Here is a 22947-nt window from a genome sequence, read left to right as displayed (position 1 = left end):
GATGAAAATTGCAATTGATGCTATGGGTGGAGATTATGCACCAACAGAAGTAGTTAAAGGTGTGGAATTGGCTAGAAACGCATATCCAGATATTGAATTTAAATTATTTGGACAAATTGATAAGATTAAGCCATTAATTGAAAATGAAGAAAGAATTGAATTGATTCAGTCTGACGAAATAATTGAAATGGCCGAAGAACCAGTTAAAGCAGTTATGAAAAAGAAAAATTCTAGTTTAGATATGGCTGCTCAGTCAGTAAAAGACCATGAAGCTGATGCTTTCTTCTCTGCTGGGAATACTGGTGCTATTTTAGCAGCTGGATTATTTATCATAGGTAGAATTAAAGGTATCGATAGACCTGGATTAGCTACTACATTACCAATTGTTAATGATCCAGAACATGATAACTTTGTTATGCTAGATGTTGGGGCTAATGCTGAATCTAAATTATTTAACTTATATCAATATGCATTTATGGGTAAATATTATGCTGAAAATGTTAGAAAAATTAATAACCCAAGAATTGGATTATTAAACAATGGGACAGAATCTGATAAGGGTGATAGTTTGCATAAAGCAGCTAATGAGTTACTATCTAAAGATAATAATTTAAACTTCATTGGTAATGTTGAATCTAGAGAATTATTAAATGGTGCTGCTGATGTGGTTATTACTGATGGCTTTACTGGTAATGCTGCATTAAAGGCAATTGAAGGGACTGCTTTATCATTACTAACCTTAATTAAGGGAGACATTATGTCTGCTGGTTTAAAATCAAAATTTGGTGCATTAATGTTGAAACCTACATTTAAGAAAATTGGTAAACAAATGGATTATTCTCAATATGGTGGGGCTGTTTTAATGGGAACTAAAGCGCCTGTTGTTAAGGCACATGGAAGTAGTAAAGCCAATACTATTAAAAATACAATTTTCCAAATTAAATCAATGATTGATTCTAAAACGATTGATAATGTTGTGTCATATTTTGATAAGAATTCAGGTAAGATGGCAGAAATTAAACAAAATGCTAAAAACAAATAAATCTGGTATAATTTAGATACTAATTTAATATAGATTTGAGGAAAGCTAAATGAACAAAGAAGAGGTATTGAATAAAATTTCCGATATGGTTGCTGATCAATTTAGCGTTGATCGTGATTCAGTTAATGGTAGTTTAAATTTCCAAAAAGATTTAGATGCTGATTCAATTGATTTTGTTGAATTTGTTTTAGATCTTGAAAACACTTTTAATACTGAAATTTCAGATGAAGATGCTGAAAAAATTCAAACCATTGACGAAGCTGTAGACTATGTAATGTCCAATTCAGACAATAAATAGACAATTTATAAGGCGATTACTCAAAGGGTAATCGCTTTTTATTGTTTTTAATAATATGGAGGAAGTTTAAATGATAGCAGAATTCGATGAATTATTAGAAAAAAATTTTGGAATAAAGTTCCATGATGAATCTTTATTAGATGAAGCTTTTACTCAAGCTTCATATGTGAATGAACATCCTGGTCAAAATTTAAAGTTTTATGAAAGAATTGAATTTTTAGGCGATGCAGTTTATGAATTAGTAGTATCAGATTACATTTTTAAAAGGTATCCTAAATTACCACAGGGAAGATTAACAAGATTAAGAGCGGCTATGGTCAATGAACATAGTTTTAGTAGTTTTGCTAGAGAATGTCATTTTGATAAGTATATTCGATTGGGGAAGGGTGAAGAAAAAGCTCATGCTAGAGATAGAGATTCTTTATTATGTGACATTTTTGAATCATTTATTGGGGCCGTTTACTTAGATCAAGGTATGGATCCTGTAATTAAATTTTGTCATCAAGTAATTTTCCCTAAATTGGATGAGGGATGGTTTGATGAATTTTTTGATCACAAAACTGAATTACAAGAATTGGCTCAACAAAATGGACCTGTTGAAATTGAATATCACTTATTAGATGAAAATGGTCCAGACAATGATCGTAGATTTAAAGTTTCAGTTACTATTGATGACAAAGAAGAAGGCGTTGGGGAGGGTCATTCTAAGAAAAACGCTGAACAAGGTGCTGCTAAAAAGGCCTTAAAACAATACTTAGAATAATCTAAAATTTAGAATGGGGAATTAAATTTGAAGTTAAAATCATTAGAAATTATTGGCTTTAAATCTTTTGCTAATAAGACAAAAATTAATTTTAATAATGGTTTAACCGAAATAGTCGGTCCAAATGGTAGTGGTAAAAGTAATGTTATTGAAGCTATTAGATGGGTCTTAGGTGAACAGTCCGCCAAAACGCTTCGTGGCAATAAAATGCCAGATATCATTTTTTCTGGTTCTAGTACACACAAGGCAGTAAATCGTGCTGAAGTAAAATTGACTCTTGATAATACAGACCAATATATTAATAGCCCTTATTCTGAAATAATAATTGCTAGAAAGCTTTTTAGAAGTGGTGAAAGCCAGTATTCTATTAATAATCAAGAATGTAGGTTAAAAGATATTAATAATTTATTTATGGATACTGGAATGGGACTTGGCTCATTTTCTATCATTTCACAGGGGAATATTGAAAAAATATTTAATAGTAAACCTGAAGAAAGACGTTCTATTATTGAAACTGCTGCTGGTGTTTTTAAATATAAACATCAAAAACATGATGCTAATTTAAAGCTTAGTCAAACGAAAGAAAATTTAGATCGTGTTGAAGATATTATCTATGAATTAAAGGATAGAAATGATTCTTTAAAAGAGCAGAGTATCAATGCTAACAAATATTTAAAAAATAAAGATGCATTAGAAAAACTTGATACACAAAGATTGGTTCTTGAATTAAAAGATTTATTAGATAAAGATAATACCAACTCAATTAATTTAAATAACATTAAATCCAGTAAAAATAGCCTAAATGATAAAATAAATAATGTATCTAGTGAAATTTTGATTTATAAAAAAAATTTGGAAAATAAACTAAATATCAAGGAAAAATTACAAGATCAGTTATTAGTTAATTCTCAAAAATTAGAAAAAGTTTCTGGAGAACAAAATTTATCTAAACAGGATTTAAATTTTAAAAAGAAAAATTTAGACGAAAAACAGGCATATTTAAATTCTTTAAAACAAGAAAAATCTGATTTAAATGATAGGCAAACTCAATATAATTTAAAAATTGAAGATTTATCTAAATATGCTCAAAAAATTGCAGAAAATATAAATAATAGTAATTTAAATGAGATTAATAAAGAGATTGACGATAAGAATAAAGCTCAAGAAAATTTAAAATCTGATTATTTAAATATAATGCAGCAAATATCAGATCTTAATAATAAGAAAAGATATTTAGAGAAATCTAGGAAGCAAAACGATGTTCAAAATATTAATCAAAAGCGCCGACTCAATGATGCTAAGTCAGATTTAAATAAAATTAAGGAAAAAATAGATAAAGATAATTCAAATATAAACGCATTAAAAAATCAATATTCCAATTTGAAGAATGAATATGATAATAGTAAGAATGAACTAAATTTAATTGATAATAAATTAGAGCAAATTAAATCGAATTGGTATAAACGTTTAGAAAGATATCAAAATTTAAAAATTCAATTTAATAGTTTAAAAAGCTTACAGGATAATCATTCAAATTTTTATCGTGGATCTCAAAGTATCCTTAATGCAAAAAATAAACTGGGTGGAATATATGGAGCAGTTTCTGATTATTTAATTGTTGATAAAGATAAGTCTTTAGCTATTGAAACTGCTTTAGGTGGTCAATTACAACAAATTATTGTTAAAAATACTTATGATGCAAAATCTGCTGTAAATTACCTTAATAAAAATCATCTTGGTAGAGCAACATTTTTACCAATAGATAGTTTATCTAAAAGATTTATTAATTCAAATAAGTTAGAGCTATGTAAAAATAATCCTGGATTTATAGGTGTTGGGTCTGATTTAGTATCTATTGATGATAATTTGCGTATTATTAAAGAACATTTATTAGGAAATGTTATCATTGCACAAGATTTAAATTCTGCAACGGATATAAGTAATTCCATTCATCATACTAATCGTGTTATTACGTTGAATGGCGAGATTATTAATGCCGGTGGTTCAATAACTGGTGGAAAGAATAAACAACATTATGATGGAATATTATCTCAAAAGAATAAGTTAGCTAGCTTGAAAGACAAATTTTCTGCTGCTAAAAATGACTTACAAATTATCGAACAGAGTATTCCAGGACAAGAAAAAGCACAAAGCAAAATTAAAAATGAATTAGATACATTGGAAGCTAAAATGAATAGTTTATCTAATGAAATTATTAATTATAAAAATAATAATTCATTTAATGAAAAGCTATTAAAGGAAAAAAGTAGAGAAATTGAATCTATTGAATTATTAACATCTAATAATGAAAATGATGATTATGATGCACAACAATTAGAAAGTAAAAATTTAAAGACCAACTTAGATAAGAAGTTATTAATTAATCAAAGATCATCTAATGATATTAAAGAAAGACTTAGTACTTTGTCTTCTTTAAAAGATGACTTAAATGATAAAGTTAATAACTATAAATCTAATTTAGCTGTTTATAAAGAAAAGATTAATAATTTTCGTGATAAAAAGGCTGATAATATTGAAAAATTAGATCAAATTAATGATAGTATTAATGAAACAAAAGATTTAATAATTAATTTACAAAATGAAATTAACATTGGTATGAGTGAAAAAGATAACTCACATGAAATAAGTAAATTAAAATTATCAATTTCCTCAAATAAAGAAGAATTATCTCAATGTGATGCTGACATTGATAGCATTCAATTAAAGATTAATGCTTACGATGAAAAGTTGGATGCTTATAGAAATTCTTATATTGATGTGAATAGCCAGTACAATAAATTATCGAATAATCACATGCAATTGGATGAGAAAATTAATAAGCTAAAGAATAGACTTGTGGATAAATATAAAATGAATTCTAATAAGATTAAGCAATTACAAATATCATTTTCTTATCAGGATATTATAAATAAGATTGGAATACTTAATAAAAAAATCAGTGATCTTGGTCATGTTAATATATCTTCAATTGAAGAATATAAAGATGTTTCCGAACGTTATACATTTTTAGTTAAACAATCGGATGATTTAAAAAATTCAAGTAAACAGTTAACAGAAACCATGAATAAAATAGACGATACTGTTAAAGTTAAATTTAAAGATACTTTTGATAAAGTGGCCAGTCAATTTAAAAATGTTTATACTGAAATTTTCGGTGGTGGGAAGGCAAAATTAATTCTAACTAATCCAGAAGATTTGTTAACTACAGGAATTGAAATTATGGCACAACCACCTGGTAAAAAATATCGTCATATGTCTCTACTTTCTGGTGGTGAAAAGGCTTTAACTGCTATTTCTTTACTATTTGCTGTTCTAAAAGTTAAACCGGTTCCGTTTTGTATACTAGATGAAGCTGAATCAGCTTTGGATGCAGAAAACGTTGATAGATATGCTAATTATATGAGTAAGTTAGATTTAATTACTCAGTTTATTGTTATTACTCATCGTAAAGAGACAATGATGTATGCTGATACATTATATGGTGTTACAATGCAAAATTCTGGTGTCTCAGAAGTTGTATCAGCTAATTTAAATAAATTTACTTCAATGGAGGATTAAAATTATGGGTTTATTTGATATATTTAAGCGCAGATCAAAAAAAGATAAAGAAAAACGTGAACAACAAGAAACAAATGAAGAACAAGAAAATAAAAAACAAGAATCTTCTTTGAATGATAATAATCAAGAATTAAATAATGATAATGAAGACAAAAATGATCTAAATGCAAATGAAAGTTCATCTGGAAATAATGTAAAAGATGGAAATTTAAATCAAAACGACGATTCTCATCTTGATGATTCTAAAAGTAATAATTCTGTTAACAATGATACAGATAATTTAGAAAATAATGATAAAGGAATTTCTGAAAGAGTTGACAATTCAGACATTCAAAGCCATCCTGAAGAACAAGAACAAGAACAAGAACAAGAACAAGAACAAGAACAAGAACAAGAACAAGAACAAGAACAAGAACAAGAACAAGAACAAGAACAAGAACAAGAACAAAATTCTGATAAATTTGAAAAGGGACTTTCAAAGTCTAGATCTACCTTTGGTGAAAAATTAAATCGTTTGTTTGCTAATTTTAGATCAGTTGATGAAGACTTTTTTGATGACTTAGAAGATACTCTAATTGAATCTGATGTTGGATTTGATATGGCTGTTAATTTGACTGATCAATTAAGAGAAGAAGTTAAATTGCAAAATGCCAAAAATAGAGAAGATGTTCAAAATGTTATCATTCAAAAGATGATTGATATTTATGATCAAGCTGGTAATGATGAATCAACTGAAATTAATATGGCTGAAAATGGTCCTACAGTTATTTTATTTGTTGGGGTTAATGGTGTTGGTAAGACTACTACCATTGGAAAAATGGCAGATAAGTATAAGAATGATGGCAAAAAAGTTTTACTAGCTGCAGCAGATACTTTTAGAGCAGGTGCAATTGAACAATTAGACGAATGGGCAAAAAGAGATCAAGTGGATATTGTTAAAAAAACTGAAAAGAGTGATCCATCTGCAGTGGTATATGAAGCAGTTCACAAAGCAAAAGAAGAAGACTATGATGTCTTGTTTGTTGATACAGCAGGTCGTCTACAAAATAAAGTTAATTTAATGAACGAATTATCTAAAATGAAGAAAGTATTAACTAGAGAGATTCCTGAAGCACCGCACGAAGTTTTATTAGTTTTAGATGCAACTACTGGTCAAAATGCTTTAAATCAAGCTAAATTATTTAAAGAAACAACTGATGTCACGGGAATTATTTTAACTAAATTAGATGGTACTGCTAAGGGTGGTATTGTTTTAGCAATTAGGAATGAATTACATTTACCGGTAAAATATGTTGGCTTAGGTGAAAAAGTAAGTGACTTAAGCAAATTTGATGCAAATGATTATGTATATGGATTGTTTAAGGGATTAATAAAATAATTAATTTAGGAGGTATTTCGATTGGAAATTGAAAAGAATTACCGAATAAATTCTTTATTTGAATTTTATCGTCCTTTGCTTACAGATAAGCAAACTAATTATGTACAACTTTATTATGCTGATGATTATTCTTTAGGGGAAATATCTGAAGAATTTAATGTGAGCCGACAAGCAGTTTATGATAACATTAAAAGGACAGAAGTAATTTTAGAAAATTATGAACAACAATTGCATTTGTATAAAGATTTTATGACTAGAAATGATGAAGCGGATGCAATTAAAAATTATGTGGTTGCTAATTATCCCAAAGATACTAAACTAAGACAGTTAGTTGATAGATTAGAACACACAGAAGAAAAGTAAAATTGAGAGTGGTGGAATTAAATGGCATTTGAAGGACTAACCGAAAGATTACAAAAAGCAATGCGTAATCTTCGTGGAAAAGGTAAAGTTTCAGAATCTGATTTAAGAAAAACAATGCGAGAAATTCGTCTTGCTTTATTAGAAGCCGATGTTAACTTCTCAGTTGTTAGAAAATTTGTAAAAACCGTTCAAGAACGTGCCAAGGGTGCTGATGTGCTTGAAGGTTTAAATCCTGCTCAACAAATTGTAAAAATTGTTGACGAAGAATTAACTAAAACTATGGGGGAAGAAGCAACTCCATTAAATAAATCTGAAAAAATACCAACTGTTATTATGATGGCTGGTTTACAAGGTGCTGGTAAGACTACTACTGCTGGTAAATTATCCTTAAAATTAAAAAATGAAAAAGATGCTCGCCCATTATTAATTGCTGCCGATATCTATCGTCCAGCTGCGATTGATCAGTTGGAACAAGTTGGTAAAGAGATTGATGTTCCTGTATTTCAAAAAGGAACAGATGTTGACCCTATTGAAATAGTAAAACAGGGAATGCAAGTAGCTAAAGAAAACCATAATGATTATGTATTAATTGATACTGCTGGTCGTTTACAAATTGACGAAAAATTAATGGATGAGTTAAAAAATATTAAGGAACTAACACATCCAGATGAAATTCTATTAGTTGTTGATGCAATGACAGGTCAAAACGCCGTTAATACTGCTGAAGGCTTTAATGATGCTTTAGATATTACCGGAGTGGTATTAACTAAACTAGATGGTGATACTCGTGGTGGTGCTGCTCTATCTATTAGAGAAGTTACCCAAAAGCCTATTAAATTTATTGGTCAAGGTGAAAAAATGGATGCGTTAGATGTCTTCCATCCAGATAGAATGGCTTCTCGTATTCTTGGAATGGGAGATATTCTTTCATTAATTGAAAAGACTCAAAAGGATTATGATGAAAAAGAAGCTCAAAAGCTTACTGAAAAAATGCAAAATAATACTTTTGGTTTTGAAGATTTCTTAGATCAATTAAATCAAATTCAAAAAATGGGACCATTGGAAGATATAATGAAAATGATTCCAGGGATGGCTAATAATCCTGCATTAAAAAATATTAATATGGACCCTAAGGATTTAGAACATATTAAAGCCATTATTTATTCTATGACTAAAGAAGAAAAGGATAATCCTGATTTATTAAATCCTTCTAGAAGACGCCGTATTGCTAGAGGATGTGGTCGTCCTATTCAAGAAGTTAATCGAATGATTAAACAATTTAATCAAATGAAGACTATGATGAATAAGATGTCTAAAGGTAATATGTCTGGAATGGAAAATATGCTCGGTAACATGGGTGGTAATGGGGCTTCTGGTATGCCTGGTATGGGTGGATCTGGATTATCTGGTAAATTATCACAAATGGCAATGAAACGTATGAGCAGAAAAATGAGTAAGAAAATTAACAAAAATAAAAAACGTCGTAATAAAAAACGTCATTAAAAAATAGACATAGTTACTGATATTTCAGTAGTTATGTCTATTTTAATAGGGAGGTAATTTTTATGGCATTGGGTTATCAAGATACTTTATCAGCTATTAATATAATATTAAATAGTGATAACGTACCTAGTATTGTTGGTGAAGCCGGTGTTGGTAAATCAGCATTGGTAGAAGATTTAGCTAATAGGAATAATGCAAAATTATTCACTACAGTAGTTAGTTTGTCTGAAAAAGGTGATTTAAGTATTCCAGTACCACCATTAACCGATAAATCATTTATTACTACTAAAGATTATGGCACTTTAGCTGATGTTCAATATGGATATTCTCATACTTTAATTGAGATTATAAAATATGCTGAACAAAATCCTCGTACCGATATTTATTGGTTTTTAGATGAATTTAATCGTGGTTCCAATGGTGTTCAAAGTGAATTAATGAATTTGGTTCTACAAAGACAAATTAATTCATTAAAATTACCTAAACAAGTTAAGATCATTATTGCTGAAAATCCTGATTCCACAATGAATGGATTTGAAGATAGTGAATATAGTGTTTTTTCTAGTGATTCAGCTATCAAAGATCGTACTACCAGGATTGTAATGGATGTTGATGTGTCTGACTGGCTATTGTGGGCTAAAAGCAAAAACAAACAAGCACGGCGAAACATTAATTCAGCTGTAATAAAATATATTGAGAATAATCAAAACATGTTAATTATAAATAACAGTGATGATGATATAAATCCAACACCGAGGGCTTGGAAACGAGTGTCTGATATTATTGAAAATTCTGAATATGGAAATGTTAGTTATGATATTAAATTTGATTTAATTGCTGGAAATGTTGGTAGTGAGGTTGCTTCTAATTTTTTGTATTTTATGAAAAACTATTTTAATTCACTATCTATTGATCAATTGTTTAATGATGATTTTTCTAAAGTTTTAAAAAAATTTGAGCAATTAGATGAGTTTAAAAAGAATAAGCTATTAGAACAAATGATTGATAAGGTAATAGAATGGGAACCCAAAACTGCTAAAAGAGTTGATTCATTGTTAGATAAATTAAGTCCAGATGGTCGATATGGAATTGCAATGTATGTTGCTAATAATACAGAAGTATTGCAATCAATATATGCCAAAATTAATGATGTATCTAAGAATGATATAAAAGATCTTTATACTCATTTCCAAAATATTATTTTATCTGTCTATAGGTGATATTTATGAATATAAATAATCTTATATCAGAAATTAATGACACTAGTTCAGACAACCAAGATTTATTAATTAGAAAGGCTATTAGTCAAAATATAATTTATGGTTTGTCTCAAGGAGAATTATATGGATACTTACTGATTAACTTAGATCGTGTTTGTGATTATAATATAAATTCTACATTTGCTTTGAAATGGGAAAAAGACAATCTTGTATTGACCTATAATCCTAATCAATTTGTAAATGATATTAAATCTAATAATAATCTGACAGCCAATTTAGAACATTTGTCTATGCATATCATATGGTTACATCCAATTAGATATAATAATCCTAATAAAGTTGAGAGCATTGCTGCTGACATATCAGTTAATCAATATGTCAAATTTTTACCTAAGAATGCCTTTACTATTGAAAAACTATCTTATTTTTATAATATAAAACTTCCTAAATTTAAGGATTCAAATGAATATGTAAATTTATTAAAAAAATTTATTTCAAAGAGTAAAGCACGCAAAAATATTAGTAATAGTGATATGCAATTTATGGACGATCATAAGCATTTCAAAAAAATGCATGTTAGTGGTGGTGCTAAATATTATAAAATAAGAAATCTTATTAAACATACGGTAAGTAAGATGGGAAATAAAAATAGAGGTAAATTACCTAACGCAGTTAATGAACAATTAGATAAAATAAACAATAAGCAAATTAATTGGCGTAAATATATTCAAAAGGGTGTTAGTAAAATTCCTTTTAGTGAAAGTATGTCCATTAAAAGATTTAATAGGAGGCAGTCATACCGAATGGAGCTTCCAGGAAAACTATCTAGTACTTTAAAGTCAATTATTATTTTTGTTGATAATTCCGGATCTATTAGTAATAATTATTTAAATTTAGCAATAAGCCAAATATCAGATATTTTTAGATTATATCCAGTAGATATAATTATTTATCCATTTGATGCTAAAATCCATGAACAGAATGCTTATAGAGTAAAATCTTCACAAAAAATACGATATGAAAGAGTATCCAATGGTGGTACTAGTTATCAGTCCATCTTTGATTTTATCAATATTAAACATTTAGAAAATAATTTTTGTATTATATTTACTGATGGATTGGGTGAGAAAAACGTTAATAATTATGGATTTAATAATGTCTTATGGGTGTTAGAAGACAGTTCTAATAATTTATCCATTAATAAAAGAATTGGTAATATTATAAGGATTACAAATATTAATTAAGAGAATGGTGATTTACTATGAATGATATTTTAGAACCCGATATTTTAATAGCTGCTGTCAATAATAATATAGATGTTAAAAATGCATTTGCTGTTTTAAGAGATAAAATTAGCGATGAATATGATGATAATCCACTTTATGCTAATAAAGTTTCATCTAATGCGATTGTTATTGCCAAGAAGATAATTAATGCCAATTTGTGTAAAACTAAAATAGATTTTGATGATTATAAATCAGTTCATAATTTTATAGTGAAAAATGATTTATATCTAAAAAGTGATGCTAAAAACGAATTATTAGATAATTTTAAATAAAATTAATGGTGTAAAGAAAAAAACCTTTACAAGCATCTAAATAACTGTTATATTTAATATCGTTAAAAGAAAAACAGGAGGTGTTTATTAATGTCTGTTAAAATTCGTTTGAAGAGAATGGGATCAAAGAGACGTCCTTTCTACCGTGTTGTTGTTGCTGATTCACGCAGCCCTCGTGATGGTCGTTTCATCCAAAAGGTTGGTACTTACAACCCAGTTACCCAACCAAGCACTGTTGACCTACAAGAAGATGATATCTTCGAATGGTTAAATAAGGGTGCTCAACCATCAGATACTGTTCGTAACTTATTATCTGATGCTGGTCTTATGAAAAAATATCACGAAGCTAAATATGCTAAGAAATAAGTGATAAGTAATTATGACTAATTTCGATAAGCTTATTAAAAAAATTGTAAAACCACTGGTGGAATATCCAGAGGATGTTGCTATTACACATAGTGAATCGGATCGTTTTTATGAATATCATTTATTCACCAACACTAATGATATTGGTAGAATAATTGGTAAAAAGGGACATGTGGCACAAACAATCAGAACGATTGTTTATAGTGCTCGTATTTCTAGCAAAAAGCGTGTTCGTTTAATTATTGAAGATGGCAAAAATAAAAACTCTTAAATGAAACCTTTGTGTTTTGTTTAAGAGTTTTTTATTATACAAAATGAGGTATATATATGAACTATTATAATATTGGTAAAATTGTTAATACTCAGGGAATTAAAGGTGAAGTTAGGGTAACTTCCATTACCGATTTTCCTAAAAAACGTTTTAAAATTGGCAATGTAGTTTATGCATTTCTTAATAATGGAGATAAAGAAAAGCTTATTATCGATAGTGCTAGAAAACATAAAAACTTTATTTTACTTCATTTTGAAGGTAAACCTACAATTAATGATGTTGAATACTTAAAACCTTCTTCTTTAAAAATATCTGAAGATCAACAAGATGCTAAAGATTTAAAACCTGGCGAATACTTTTACCATCAGATTATAGGTTTAGATGTTATTGATATTAATGATGAATATATTGGTAAAATTAAAGATATCATGTCACTTGGACCTAATGATGTATGGGTGGTTGAACGTAAGGATAAGGAAGATTTACTTTTGCCAAAAATTGATCAAGTAATTAAAAAGGTTGATCTTGAAAATTCTAATGTAATCGTTGAAGTTCCTGGAGGATTAGATGATGAAAATTGATATTTTAAGTCTTTTTCCCGATATGTTTAATGGCCCAATGGGTGAATCAATTATTGGTAAAGCAAAAGAAAATAATTTATTAGATATTAATGTAACCGATTTTAGAAAATTTACTACTGATAAACATAATCATGTAGATGATTATCCATTTGGTGGTGGTGCTGGTATGTTATTACAAGCACAACCTATTTTTGATGCACTTACTTACACTCAAAATCAAGCAAAAAATCAAAATATACCTAAGGGGAAAATTATTTTAATGGATCCCGCTGGTAAAAAATTTGATCAAAAAGCTGCCGAAAATTTATCTAAAGAAGAACATTTAACTTTTATTTGTGGTCATTATGAAGGATATGATGAAAGAATTAAGTCTTTAATAACTGATGAATATTCATTAGGTGATTTTGTTTTAACAGGTGGAGAATTACCAGCAATGGTTATGATTGATTCAACAGTTAGACTATTACCTGAGGTACTAGGCAACCAAGAATCAGCTCCAGGGGATTCTTTTTCTACTGGTTTGTTAGAATATCCTCAATATACCAGACCTGCTGAATTTAGAGGAATGAAAGTTCCAGAAGTACTAACCAGCGGAAATCATCGAAAAATTGCTCTATGGAAACAAAAAGAAGCATTAAGGAAAACTTAKTTAAGAAGACCAGATTTAATTGATCATAACAAATTGACAGCTACTCAGAAAAAATTATTAGCTGATGTTAGGATTGAAGAAGAAAAATAGCTTTACAATATTTTATTGTTGTGCTAATATTCTATTTGGCTATTGTATTAGTCAAAATAAAACGGTATTCCGCTGTCGTAATAATTGGCATGAGTGCTAGTTGGAAGGATGTTATTATTTATGCGTCAAAACGAATTAATTTCAAAAATTAACAAGGAACAACTTAAGAGTGATGTTCCAGAATTTAGAGCTGGAGACAACGTAAAGGTTTCAGTTAAAGTTGTTGAAGGTACTAATGAACGTATCCAAGTATTCGAAGGTGTTGTTATCAAACGTCACGGAACAGGTATTCAAGCTACATACACTGTTCGTAAGATTACTTCAGGTGTTGGTGTTGAACGTATTTTCCCATTACATTCACCACGTGTTGCTAAGTTAGAAGTTACACGTCGCGGTGCTGTACGTCGTTCTAAGCTATACTACCTACGTGATCGTCATGGTAAATCAGCTCGTATTAAAGAAGCACGTCGTCGTTAATATTAATTTTCGACTAATAAAAAGCCTACAATCAATTGATTGTAGGCTTTTTCTATAGATTTAAGTCTTGTTTATAATTTAATTTTGAAAAGTCAGTAGATATTGATATTAATTGGTATGCCAATCTTTGATATTCTTTAAGTACATTTTTTGCATTTTTATTACACATTTTGGTTAAATACTTGGATAAATCTTCTTGATGATTATATTCACTATCTACCTTTAATATAAATTGTCTCATGTTGATGTTTAATTTTTCTTGAGTATTCTTTAAAGGGTCATTTAATTGTAAATAATGTGGATCTACTAGTACTCCAACAAGTTTAAATATCCAATATGCTGACTTAGGATTGTATTCTAATTTTCCTTTTTTATATTCGTTTAAAGTATCATTAATTCCAGCAAAAAATGGGACAAAAACACTTTGTGCGGCAACACCCATGGCAAGCCAATGAATTCCTGCTATTTCATGAGGCATTTTAGGCCTTATTTGCAATACGTGAGCTTCTTGAGTTTTGGCTAGACTAACAGGACGATATTTAGTTTTATCTTCTTTAGATCCATTACCAATGGGATCATAAGGAGTACCTTGATAATGTGATGATAAAAATGACTTAGCATCATCAATTGATAATAATCTTGATGCTTTTCTTATAAATGGTAAATCATGGCTTTCTGGTTGCTGTTTAATTTCTGGAGTAAACATTTTTTGTCCATACCATACTCTTGGATTATTATAATAAACATCTGTTAAGTTATGAGTGCCAAATATATGTCTAAAATTAAATTCTCCATTCAAATCTGGATTTAGATGATTGTCTTTTACAAAATCTTGAATGCCTTTGGACCACATAAAATTATTTTTATCATTAAAATTAACTTTTCTGATAGATATTTGGTTAGAGACAACTGCATAGCAATCATCAGGAATTCTCATTGCAACCCAGTGATGACCAGATCCGGTTTCCAAATACCATACTTCTTTATTGTCAGAAAATAAAATTCCGTTAGACTCGCATGTACCATATTTACTAATAATTTCTCCTAAACGTGTTACACCTTGTCTGGCAGATTTAATGTATGGCAAGACAACTGTTACCATTGCTTCCTCTCCAATACCATCTTTTACTAATGGATCGTATCCCAATACATGACTATTAGCATATGCACTTTCAGTTGCACTCATTGCTACACCATATTCGTTAATGCCATCTTCCTCAAATTTTCCATATTTGTCCGTCCATTCAGGAGTAGCAGTGTATTTATATTGAATTTTAGGTAGTTTAATTTTAAACTTATTATCATTAGATTTAAATTCTTGTACATCTTGATATTCTTTATGTTGATGGACGATAAAATGTTTAGGCCATGTAGCCTTACAATCTTCATTTCTACCAATAATAGTGGAACCATCAATAGAGGCATTTTTACCAATTAATATACTAGTACAAGCAGAGTAATTTTGATATTGTGACAACTATATCGCTTCCTTTCAAACAATTATGATTATTGTATCATTAATTATTATATATATTCCAAAATTGAACTGGTTATATTTTTCAAGTATAATTTAATTATTATTAAATTTTAGGAGCGATAAGACATGCCAATTGTACATATTGATTTGATTGAAGGAAGAAACGAAGAACAAATTAGAGGATTAGTTTCAGATGTAACAAAAGCAATTGTAAAAAACACAGGGGCACCTGCTGAACATGTACATATTGTTTTAAACGAAATGCAAAAGAATAGATATAGTGTTGGCGGAAACCTAAAAAGTGATGAAAAGTAGATTAATGGAGTAATACTATGAATGACAAACAATATTTAATGGCAATAGATGAGGGAACTACGAGTGCTCGTGCCATCTTGTTTAATCATGAAGGTAATATTGTAAACAAGTCACAAAAAGAATTTAAACAATATTTTCCTAAATCAGGATGGGTAGAGCATGATCCTAATGAAATATGGAGTGCTGTACAATCTGTTATTTCTGAAACCCTTATTAAATCAGAAATTCCGCCTTACAAGATTCGTGGCATTGGAATTACTAACCAGCGTGAAACTACCGTTGTATGGAACAGAATTACAGGAGAACCTATTTATAATGCAATTGTTTGGCAATCCAAGCAAACCAGTGATATTGCTAATGAATTAAAAAATGACGGATATTCAGATATGATTCATCAAAAAACAGGTTTAGTTATAGATTCATATTTTTCTGCTACTAAAATAAAATGGATTTTAGACAATGTTAAAGATGCTAGAAAACTAGCCAATCAAGGTGACTTACTTTTTGGAACAATTGATACTTGGTTATTGTGGAAACTAACAGGTGGGCATGTACATGCGACTGATTATTCTAATGCTAGTCGAACGATGCTATTTAATATCAATTCTTTAAAATGGGATAAAGAAATATTAGATTTATTAGATATTCCTGAACAAATGTTGCCTAAAGTGAAATCTTCTTCAGAAATTTATGGATATACATCTGGCTATAATTTTCTTGGAGTACAAGTCCCAATAGCTGGAATAGCAGGAGATCAGCAAGCGGCATTATTCGGTCAATTGGCTTTAGAAACTGGTAATATTAAAAATACTTATGGAACTGGTGCATTCATTGTTATGAATACTGGTAATAAACCAACTTTGTCTAATTGTGGCTTGTTAACCACAATTGCTTATGGTTTAGATGGTAAGATTAATTATGCCCTAGAGGGTAGTATTTTTGTTGCAGGTTCAGCAATACAATGGTTGAGGGATGGTATGCGCATCATTGACAATGCTAGTGAAACTGAAAGAATGGCTAAAAATACTAATAATGATCATGATATTTATGTAGTTCCTGCTTTTACTGGATTAGGTGCTCCATATTGGGATCAAGATAGTAGAGGTTCTGTTTTTGGATTGACTAGGGGGACAACAAGAGAAGAATTTGTTAAAGCAACTTTAGATTCTTTGGCTTACCAAACTAAAGATGTTGTTGATACCATGTCGAAAGAAACTGGTTTATCTTTAAATAAACTTAAGGTAGATGGTGGAGCAGCACAGAATGATTATCTTATGCAATTTCAATCAGATATTTTAAATGTTGATATTGAAAGATCTAGTATTGCTGAAACTACTGCTTTAGGAGTAACTTATTTAACTGGGTTAGCAGTTGGTTATTGGTCTAATATTGATGAAATAAAAGAAAATCATAAATCTTCAGATGATTTTAAGCCTCAATTTACTGATGATAAGATTAATAATTATTATGAGGGATGGCAAGCAGCTGTTAAAGCCACTCAAACATTTAGAAAAATTAAAAATAGATAATAAAAAAGCTTTCATAAAATCTATGAAAGCTTTCTAAATTTTAAAATATTCTTTTAAGTATTCTGCTAATCCATTATGATTATTATCAAATTTTGTAACGTCATCGGCAATTTCTTTTATTTTAGGTTGGCCATTTTTCATGGCAACCCCTAATCCAGCATATTTAATCATAGATTCATCGTTAAATTCATCACCAAAAGCAATGACATCATTTTGCTTAATTCCATAATAATTAACTAATTTTTTAATCCCAGTGACTTTGCTGACTCCTTTAGTGGCTACTTCAATAATTGGATCTTTTCCACCCCAAGGAGATACTTCTAATATATCACTATAATTTTGTTTAACATAATTGATGAATGTTTCTTTCTTTTGTTTATCTACATGAAGAGTTAAGCAAATAGGATTTTCTGTTAATGTATCTTTAGATATGATTTCATCTTTTGATAAATTGGTGGGAAAGAATCCAACAGACTCATCTGCAGATTTATTTGCTAAAAATAAATTTTTTCCCTCAACAGTCATAAGGTTAATACCAATTTCTTCACTCTTATTTAATAACTCAAATACTATATTTTTATCTATATTGTATTGGTAAGCTTCAGACCAAACATATGTTGGATTATAACCTAAACTACCGTTAAATGTAATCATTGGGTTATTAAAACCTAATTGTTTGTATAGATGTTCTACTAATCTTGGAGGACGACCAGTTACAATATTTACCATATTGCCTTTAGAAATAATTTTTTGAATAACATTAATCGTTTCTTGAGAAATTTCTGAATTATTGTTTAATGTTGTACCATCTAAATCAATGGCAATTAATTTTTTATTCATGATATTTAATCACCTCTACTTTATACAGTAATATTAATATATTAACCAAAAAATATTTAATCGTCAATTAATTATAAAGGAGTTTTATTTTGCAATTACCTTTAGATTTTAAAAAAAAGTATAAAAAATTGTTAGGAAATGATGCTGAGTCATTTTTTAATAGTCTAGAATCATCAACTAATCCTGGCTTTAGAATTAATCCATTAAAAGAGAATTTACCAGAAAATGAAGATTTAACTCATCCAATTGAATATTGTCAATATGGTTATTATGGAGAAATTAATGGAAAGAGTGTTGATCATCAAAGTGGTGCTATATATTCTCAAGAGCCCAGTGCAATGTATGTTGGAGAAGTGGCGGATGTTCATCCTGGAGAAAAAATCTTAGATTTATGTGCAGCTCCTGGTGGAAAAACTACCCATATTGCTAGTTATATGAAAAATGAGGGGATTTTAGTTACAAATGAGATAGATTATAAAAGAGCTAAAATTTTAGCTGAAAACGTAGAACGATTTGGAATTCAGAATGCTATTGTTTTGAATGAAAATCCTAATAATCTCGCCAAACATTTCCCTAAGTTCTTTGATACTATTCTTATAGATGCTCCATGTTCTGGTGAGGGGATGTTTAGGAAAAATCCCGATGCCACTAAATATTGGAATTTAGAATATCCAATAGAGTGTGCAAAAAGACAAAAAGATATACTAAAGCAAGCAATTAAAATGCTTAAACCGGGCGGTAAAATAGTTTATTCTACTTGTACATTTGCTCCTGAAGAAGATGAACAAATTGTTTCATGGATGATTAATAATTTTGATTTGAATATTGAACCGATAAAAAAATATTCTGGAATGTCATACGGACATCCTGAATGGTCAGATGGTAATGAAGAACTAAAAAGTACCGTTAGATTATTTCCTAATAAGTTTAAAGGAGAAGGCCATTTTATTGCTAAATTAGTAAATTCAGAAAAAGGTAATCCTAAAAAAATAAAAAAATTATTAAAAGGTAATTTAAGTTCTGAACAAAGTAAACTATGGAAACAATTTATTAATCAAAATATGACTAATTTTGTACCTAAAAATTTAATTACTTTTGGTGAACAATTATATTCTTTTGAAAAGGGACTTCCTGAACTTGAAGGATTAAAAGTTATGCGACCTGGATTACATTTAGGTACATTTAAAAAGAAAAGATTTGAACCTAGTTATGCTTTAGCTTTATCAATTCATAAAGACTTATTTAATAAGAAATTGAATGTTTCAAAAGAAGAATGGGAAGATTATGTACACGGTGATACGATTAGTTGCGATAAATCCTTAGAAAAAGGCTGGTATCTTTTGATTTGTGATGATCAACCATTTGCTTTTGGAAAAGTTGTGAATGGAATAGTTAAAAATTTTATGCCTAAAGGATTAAGATTTAAGGTTTAAAAATTTGGACTAAGATAGTCCTTTTTTTATTTTAGCACTAAAATAAAAAGTTACTTTAACTTAAAATAAAAAACAAAAAAGAAATCAATATGATAAACTCCTCTGTTGTAAATATGCAACCAATTTACTATCTAAAACAAGCTTTTTTTGCTGTAATTCATAAATTGTTCTACAAGAAAGCAGAGTCATTATAATTTTTAAACCATTTTTAAATTCATTAATCTGATTTATAGTTTCTTCAATACCATTTTTAATAACACTGTTCAATATAAAACCAGACATTCCAACAGCATTAGATCCCAAAGCAATAGATTTAGCAATATCTAACGGATTTCTTATGCCTCCAGATGAAATTATAGAAAGATCACTTGAAAAACTATAAGCTTCAAGTAAAGATTCTACAGTGGTTTGACCCCATGTAGACAAATAGTTTAGCTCTTTATTATGTCTTCGAAAGTTTTCAATTGTAGCGAAATTGGTTCCACCACGGCCACTAATATTAATATTTTTAACACCAATACTTTTTAATTTCTGAATTGTTTCTTTTGCCATACCAAAGCCAACTTCTTTAACTATGACAGGTATATTAATATTGCTAACAATATTTTGAATGTTATCTAACCAATAAAATTTACGTTCTCCTTCAGGCATAATTAATTCTTGAGCAACATTAATATGAATCTCTAGGGCATCAGCATTAACCATTTTAATAACTTTTTTAGCATCGGATAAATTATGAGAAGCACCAATATTTGCAAATATTGGGCCATCATAATTTTTCCTTGCGACAGCAAAAGATTCAACAGTACTGCTATCTTTTAATGCTATACTTTGAGAACCAGTTGCCATAGCAATTCCAGTAGCTTTAGCAACTTTAGATAACTTATCATTTAATTTTTTTGTATAATCACTTCCACCAGTCATGGCTTCAATATAAAAAGGGAAGTCTAATTTTAAATCTTGAATGTTAGTTGATAAATCAATTTCATTTAAATTAATTTCAGGTAAACTTTGATGTATAAATCTAACATTATCAAATCCTGATTTACTATGGTTATCAAAAAATTTTTCTGCTAAAGATACATGTTCATTTTTTCTTTGAGAATGTTGACTAGTCATATATACACCTTCTTTATAAATTCTTATGAATTTTTAAATTTAAACGTTGAATATCATTATTTTTCCATTCGTCTATAATTTTATTTTTAGACGACTTTTTATCAATGATTACAATACCACAATCACCACCACCAGCTCCTGATGATTTAGCTGCACCATGATTTTTAATAGCAATCTGACATAATTTATTTAATTTAGGAGTTTCAATATTAATACCAGTAAATTTACCTAATTTAGTTAAAAGTAATCGATTTACTAAGATTTCTTTTTGAATTAATCTAAGACTCTTTTTATGAAAACCGCTTATCATCCTGTTTATACATTTTTTACTGTCAGATAAGAATGTATTGTAATCTTTTTTATCATAATTTTTTTCAACTTTATTGACTAATGAGGAAGTTGAAGCTGGAGTTCCAGTCCAGCCAATTAATAATTCCAAATTAGCTGGTGGGGTAAGGGGTTCAATTCTTAGTTCTGGCCAAGTTAAATTAATTAATTCTTCTACTCCAATATTTCTATTTTTCTTTAACCAATCACGATCGAAAGAACTATAAGCTATCCATCCACCATAAACACTAGCAGCAATATCTCCCAATGAACCATTACCTTGTACATCTAAATGTGCAATTGATGATAATTTAAAAACTTTTTCTAGGCTAGTGTTTAAATCATAATACTTTAATATAGCCTTAACAATTCCAACCGTCACTGCAGCAGATGATCCTAATCCATATTTTTTTCCATCTGAACTATTTAAAGAACTATCAATATTAACGTCAAAGCAATTCAATTTATACCCCAAAGAACTAATATAATTAAATGTAATTTTTATTGCAGAAATAACATATTCAAAATCATTAATATTATTGCTAATCATTTGAAACTTATTATTTATAATATGCCATTTGATTATATTATTTGGATATTGTTTTGAACTAATCTTGCCGTTAACATTATTAGTTTCATTTATATTTACAGTAATAAATTGATTAAGTGCTACAACAATAGATGGCATTCCTTTTTCTACAACTGCATATTCTCCAGCAATATATAATTTACCAGGAGCTTTAACAGAAATCACAACAACCATTTCCTTTCTAATAATAATTCAATTATAAATATTTAATGCCTTCACCTGACTTAGATATTTTTATTTTTTCTTCATCAAATGATTGAAGTAATTCAGACTTAATTTTTTTAATATTTTTACTTTGACAAATGATTTTAACATTAGGACCAGCATCCATGGTGTAATAGCATTCAATGCCTTTATCTCTTAGTGCTTTTATATGATTTATAACTAAAAGACTATCTTTATTTAAATAGAGATAAGAGGGATCAGAACTAAGAGTCAAAGAATGCATACGCATAGAATTTAATTCTGCTGTTTTTCCTAGAACAGTAAAATCATTATTATAAATTGCATTCTTAACTGTTTCAAGATCTTTTGTGGTTTGTTTTTCCCAAGAATCATAGTAAGGAGAAGTATTAACAGATATCTTCATTCCTTTTCTACTACTAATTTTTTTGGGTTGATTATCTAAAATAATTGCAATCATATTTATATCCATTTTAACAGGATTCTGGATACTGACAGCATATGAATTTTCATCATTTGTGCCTTTTTTCCATTCAGCAAATCCTCCATATATAGATCTAGTGGCAGAACCTGAACCGCGTCTTGCTAGTTTAGAAAGCTCTTTATTATCTAAATTTAATCCCGCCGCTTTACTAGCAGCAGCAGCTAAAGCTGCAAAACCAGAAGCTGAAGATGCTAGACCTGCTGAAGTAGGAACATGATTATAAGAAATAATTTTAGCAAACTTATTTATATTGGATAAGTTTCTAACTATATTCATAAAATTAGTAATAGATTTTATACTATCAACTTTTTTATTATCTAAATACATGATATCTTGATGTAAATTATCATCAAAATTCACAGTTGTTTCAGTATAAAACTCGTCTAAAGTTAATGAAATACTACTATTATTGGGAATAATTAATTTTTCATCTTTTTTTCCCCAATATTTAACCAAAGCAATGTTAGTATGTGCTCTTGCAGTAATAGGGTTATTATCTAATAACATATTTTA

At 28.9% G+C, this 22947-nt stretch carries 23 protein-coding genes; 18 read left to right on the top strand and 5 right to left on the bottom strand.

The features are described from left to right. The first annotated feature begins 1 nt into the window (after window position 1). From plsX to rplS, 15 genes are all read left to right on the top strand, one after another. Complete coding sequence (gene plsX / locus C7N71_RS03205) at window positions 2-1042, top strand: phosphate acyltransferase PlsX (RefSeq protein WP_105987725.1); 1041 nt, start codon at window positions 2-4, stop codon at window positions 1040-1042. A gap of 49 nt (window positions 1043-1091) precedes the next feature. Then, entirely contained in the window at window positions 1092-1340 is a 249-nt protein-coding gene (acpP, locus tag C7N71_RS03200; RefSeq protein WP_105987724.1) for an acyl carrier protein, read from the top strand. Window positions 1341-1410: 70 nt separating this feature from the next. Then, complete coding sequence (rnc, locus tag C7N71_RS03195; RefSeq protein ID WP_105987723.1) at window positions 1411-2103, top strand: ribonuclease III; 693 nt, start codon at window positions 1411-1413, stop codon at window positions 2101-2103. A gap of 27 nt (window positions 2104-2130) precedes the next feature. Next, window positions 2131-5682 (top strand): chromosome segregation protein SMC, encoded by a 3552-nt coding sequence (gene smc, locus C7N71_RS03190; protein ID WP_105987722.1) that lies wholly within the window; start codon window positions 2131-2133, stop codon window positions 5680-5682. A 4-nt stretch (window positions 5683-5686) separates the two neighbouring features. Further along, window positions 5687-7060 (top strand): signal recognition particle-docking protein FtsY, encoded by a 1374-nt coding sequence (gene ftsY, locus C7N71_RS03185; protein WP_105987721.1) that lies wholly within the window; start codon window positions 5687-5689, stop codon window positions 7058-7060. Between the two features lie 21 nt (window positions 7061-7081). Then, complete coding sequence (locus tag C7N71_RS03180) at window positions 7082-7423, top strand: putative DNA-binding protein (protein WP_105964565.1); 342 nt, start codon at window positions 7082-7084, stop codon at window positions 7421-7423. 21 nt (window positions 7424-7444) lie between these two features. Beyond that, window positions 7445-8926 (top strand): signal recognition particle protein, encoded by a 1482-nt coding sequence (ffh, locus tag C7N71_RS03175; RefSeq protein ID WP_105987720.1) that lies wholly within the window; start codon window positions 7445-7447, stop codon window positions 8924-8926. Between the two features lie 62 nt (window positions 8927-8988). Beyond that, on the top strand, window positions 8989-10146 hold the full coding sequence (locus C7N71_RS03170) for an ATP-binding protein (protein ID WP_105987719.1): 1158 nt from the start codon (window positions 8989-8991) through the stop codon (window positions 10144-10146). Window positions 10147-10151: 5 nt separating this feature from the next. Then, on the top strand, window positions 10152-11390 hold the full coding sequence (locus C7N71_RS03165; RefSeq protein WP_105987718.1) for a VWA-like domain-containing protein: 1239 nt from the start codon (window positions 10152-10154) through the stop codon (window positions 11388-11390). A gap of 17 nt (window positions 11391-11407) precedes the next feature. Further along, a complete protein-coding gene (locus C7N71_RS03160; RefSeq protein WP_105987717.1) occupies window positions 11408-11704 on the top strand; it encodes a hypothetical protein in 297 nt (98 codons plus the stop codon). A gap of 90 nt (window positions 11705-11794) precedes the next feature. Next, window positions 11795-12070, top strand: a complete 276-nt coding sequence (gene rpsP, locus C7N71_RS03155; protein ID WP_105964570.1) for a 30S ribosomal protein S16 — start codon at window positions 11795-11797, stop codon at window positions 12068-12070. Between the two features lie 13 nt (window positions 12071-12083). Then, window positions 12084-12341: a KH domain-containing protein gene (locus C7N71_RS03150; protein ID WP_105987716.1), complete on the top strand. Its 258-nt coding sequence runs from the start codon at window positions 12084-12086 to the stop codon at window positions 12339-12341. A 56-nt stretch (window positions 12342-12397) separates the two neighbouring features. Next, window positions 12398-12922: a ribosome maturation factor RimM gene (gene rimM, locus C7N71_RS03145; protein WP_105987715.1), complete on the top strand. Its 525-nt coding sequence runs from the start codon at window positions 12398-12400 to the stop codon at window positions 12920-12922. Continuing rightward, complete coding sequence (gene trmD / locus C7N71_RS03140) at window positions 12912-13661, top strand: tRNA (guanosine(37)-N1)-methyltransferase TrmD (protein WP_105987714.1); 750 nt, start codon at window positions 12912-12914, stop codon at window positions 13659-13661. Before rimM ends, trmD begins: the two co-directional genes overlap by 11 nt. 120 nt (window positions 13662-13781) lie before the next feature. Then, entirely contained in the window at window positions 13782-14138 is a 357-nt protein-coding gene (rplS, locus tag C7N71_RS03135) for a 50S ribosomal protein L19 (RefSeq protein ID WP_105956002.1), read from the top strand. Between the two features lie 52 nt (window positions 14139-14190). On the opposite strand, the gene C7N71_RS03130 is transcribed toward rplS, so the two are convergent. Beyond that, on the bottom strand, window positions 14191-15615 hold the full coding sequence (locus tag C7N71_RS03130; RefSeq protein WP_105987713.1) for a C69 family dipeptidase: 1425 nt from the start codon (window positions 15613-15615) through the stop codon (window positions 14191-14193). Between the two features lie 126 nt (window positions 15616-15741). On the opposite strand from C7N71_RS03130, the gene C7N71_RS03125 reads away from it, so the two are divergent. Both C7N71_RS03125 and glpK read left to right on the top strand, forming a co-directional pair. Next, complete coding sequence (locus C7N71_RS03125; RefSeq protein ID WP_105987712.1) at window positions 15742-15930, top strand: 2-hydroxymuconate tautomerase; 189 nt, start codon at window positions 15742-15744, stop codon at window positions 15928-15930. A gap of 17 nt (window positions 15931-15947) precedes the next feature. Continuing rightward, window positions 15948-17459 carry a glycerol kinase GlpK gene (glpK, locus tag C7N71_RS03120; RefSeq protein ID WP_105987711.1) on the top strand — a complete coding sequence of 504 codons (1512 nt, stop codon included), beginning with the start codon at window positions 15948-15950 and terminating at the stop codon, window positions 17457-17459. Between the two features lie 33 nt (window positions 17460-17492). On the opposite strand, the gene C7N71_RS03115 is transcribed toward glpK, so the two are convergent. Next, window positions 17493-18299 (bottom strand): Cof-type HAD-IIB family hydrolase, encoded by an 807-nt coding sequence (locus C7N71_RS03115; RefSeq protein WP_105987710.1) that lies wholly within the window; start codon window positions 18297-18299, stop codon window positions 17493-17495. A gap of 89 nt (window positions 18300-18388) precedes the next feature. Here C7N71_RS03115 and C7N71_RS03110 point away from each other — a divergent pair, with 89 nt between their 5' ends. Further along, window positions 18389-19732, top strand: a complete 1344-nt coding sequence (locus tag C7N71_RS03110) for an RsmF rRNA methyltransferase first C-terminal domain-containing protein (protein ID WP_105987709.1) — start codon at window positions 18389-18391, stop codon at window positions 19730-19732. An 84-nt stretch (window positions 19733-19816) separates the two neighbouring features. Here C7N71_RS03110 and fni read toward each other — a convergent pair whose 3' ends face one another. Genes fni through mvaD form a run of 3 tightly spaced genes read right to left on the bottom strand, consistent with a single transcriptional unit; the run spans window position 19817 to window position 22941 of the window. Next, entirely contained in the window at window positions 19817-20851 is a 1035-nt protein-coding gene (gene fni, locus C7N71_RS03105) for a type 2 isopentenyl-diphosphate Delta-isomerase (protein ID WP_105987708.1), read from the bottom strand. A gap of 13 nt (window positions 20852-20864) precedes the next feature. After that, window positions 20865-21932: a phosphomevalonate kinase gene (locus tag C7N71_RS03100; RefSeq protein WP_105987818.1), complete on the bottom strand. Its 1068-nt coding sequence runs from the start codon at window positions 21930-21932 to the stop codon at window positions 20865-20867. 31 nt (window positions 21933-21963) lie between these two features. Then, window positions 21964-22941, bottom strand: coding sequence for a diphosphomevalonate decarboxylase (gene mvaD / locus C7N71_RS03095; RefSeq protein ID WP_105987707.1), 978 nt, complete (start codon window positions 22939-22941; stop codon window positions 21964-21966). Window positions 22942-22947: the final 6 nt, after the last annotated feature.

It is taken from the genome of Apilactobacillus timberlakei (genome assembly GCF_002993965.1).
Classification (GTDB): Bacteria; Bacillota; Bacilli; order Lactobacillales; family Lactobacillaceae; genus Apilactobacillus; species Apilactobacillus timberlakei.
This window is presented reverse-complemented; position numbering and strand designations above follow the sequence as displayed.

Excerpts from the sequence above, each read along its gene's own strand:
- plsX (WP_105987725.1), top strand. The coding sequence starts at position 2 with ATGAAAATTGCAATTGATGCTATGGGTGGAGATTATGCACCAACAGAA.
- acpP (WP_105987724.1), top strand. The coding sequence starts at position 1,092 with ATGAACAAAGAAGAGGTATTGAATAAAATTTCCGATATGGTTGCTGAT.
- rnc (WP_105987723.1), top strand. The coding sequence starts at position 1,411 with ATGATAGCAGAATTCGATGAATTATTAGAAAAAAATTTTGGAATAAAG.
- ftsY (WP_105987721.1), top strand. The coding sequence starts at position 5,687 with ATGGGTTTATTTGATATATTTAAGCGCAGATCAAAAAAAGATAAAGAA.
- ffh (WP_105987720.1), top strand. The coding sequence starts at position 7,445 with ATGGCATTTGAAGGACTAACCGAAAGATTACAAAAAGCAATGCGTAAT.
- C7N71_RS03170 (WP_105987719.1), top strand. The coding sequence starts at position 8,989 with ATGGCATTGGGTTATCAAGATACTTTATCAGCTATTAATATAATATTA.
- C7N71_RS03165 (WP_105987718.1), top strand. The coding sequence starts at position 10,152 with ATGAATATAAATAATCTTATATCAGAAATTAATGACACTAGTTCAGAC.
- C7N71_RS03160 (WP_105987717.1), top strand. The coding sequence starts at position 11,408 with ATGAATGATATTTTAGAACCCGATATTTTAATAGCTGCTGTCAATAAT.
- rpsP (WP_105964570.1), top strand. The coding sequence starts at position 11,795 with ATGTCTGTTAAAATTCGTTTGAAGAGAATGGGATCAAAGAGACGTCCT.
- C7N71_RS03150 (WP_105987716.1), top strand. The coding sequence starts at position 12,084 with ATGACTAATTTCGATAAGCTTATTAAAAAAATTGTAAAACCACTGGTG.
- rimM (WP_105987715.1), top strand. The coding sequence starts at position 12,398 with ATGAACTATTATAATATTGGTAAAATTGTTAATACTCAGGGAATTAAA.
- rplS (WP_105956002.1), top strand. The coding sequence starts at position 13,782 with ATGCGTCAAAACGAATTAATTTCAAAAATTAACAAGGAACAACTTAAG.
- C7N71_RS03125 (WP_105987712.1), top strand. The coding sequence starts at position 15,742 with ATGCCAATTGTACATATTGATTTGATTGAAGGAAGAAACGAAGAACAA.
- glpK (WP_105987711.1), top strand. The coding sequence starts at position 15,948 with ATGAATGACAAACAATATTTAATGGCAATAGATGAGGGAACTACGAGT.
- C7N71_RS03115 (WP_105987710.1), bottom strand. The coding sequence starts at position 18,299 with ATGAATAAAAAATTAATTGCCATTGATTTAGATGGTACAACATTAAAC.
- fni (WP_105987708.1), bottom strand. The coding sequence starts at position 20,851 with ATGACTAGTCAACATTCTCAAAGAAAAAATGAACATGTATCTTTAGCA.
- mvaD (WP_105987707.1), bottom strand. The coding sequence starts at position 22,941 with ATGTTATTAGATAATAACCCTATTACTGCAAGAGCACATACTAACATT.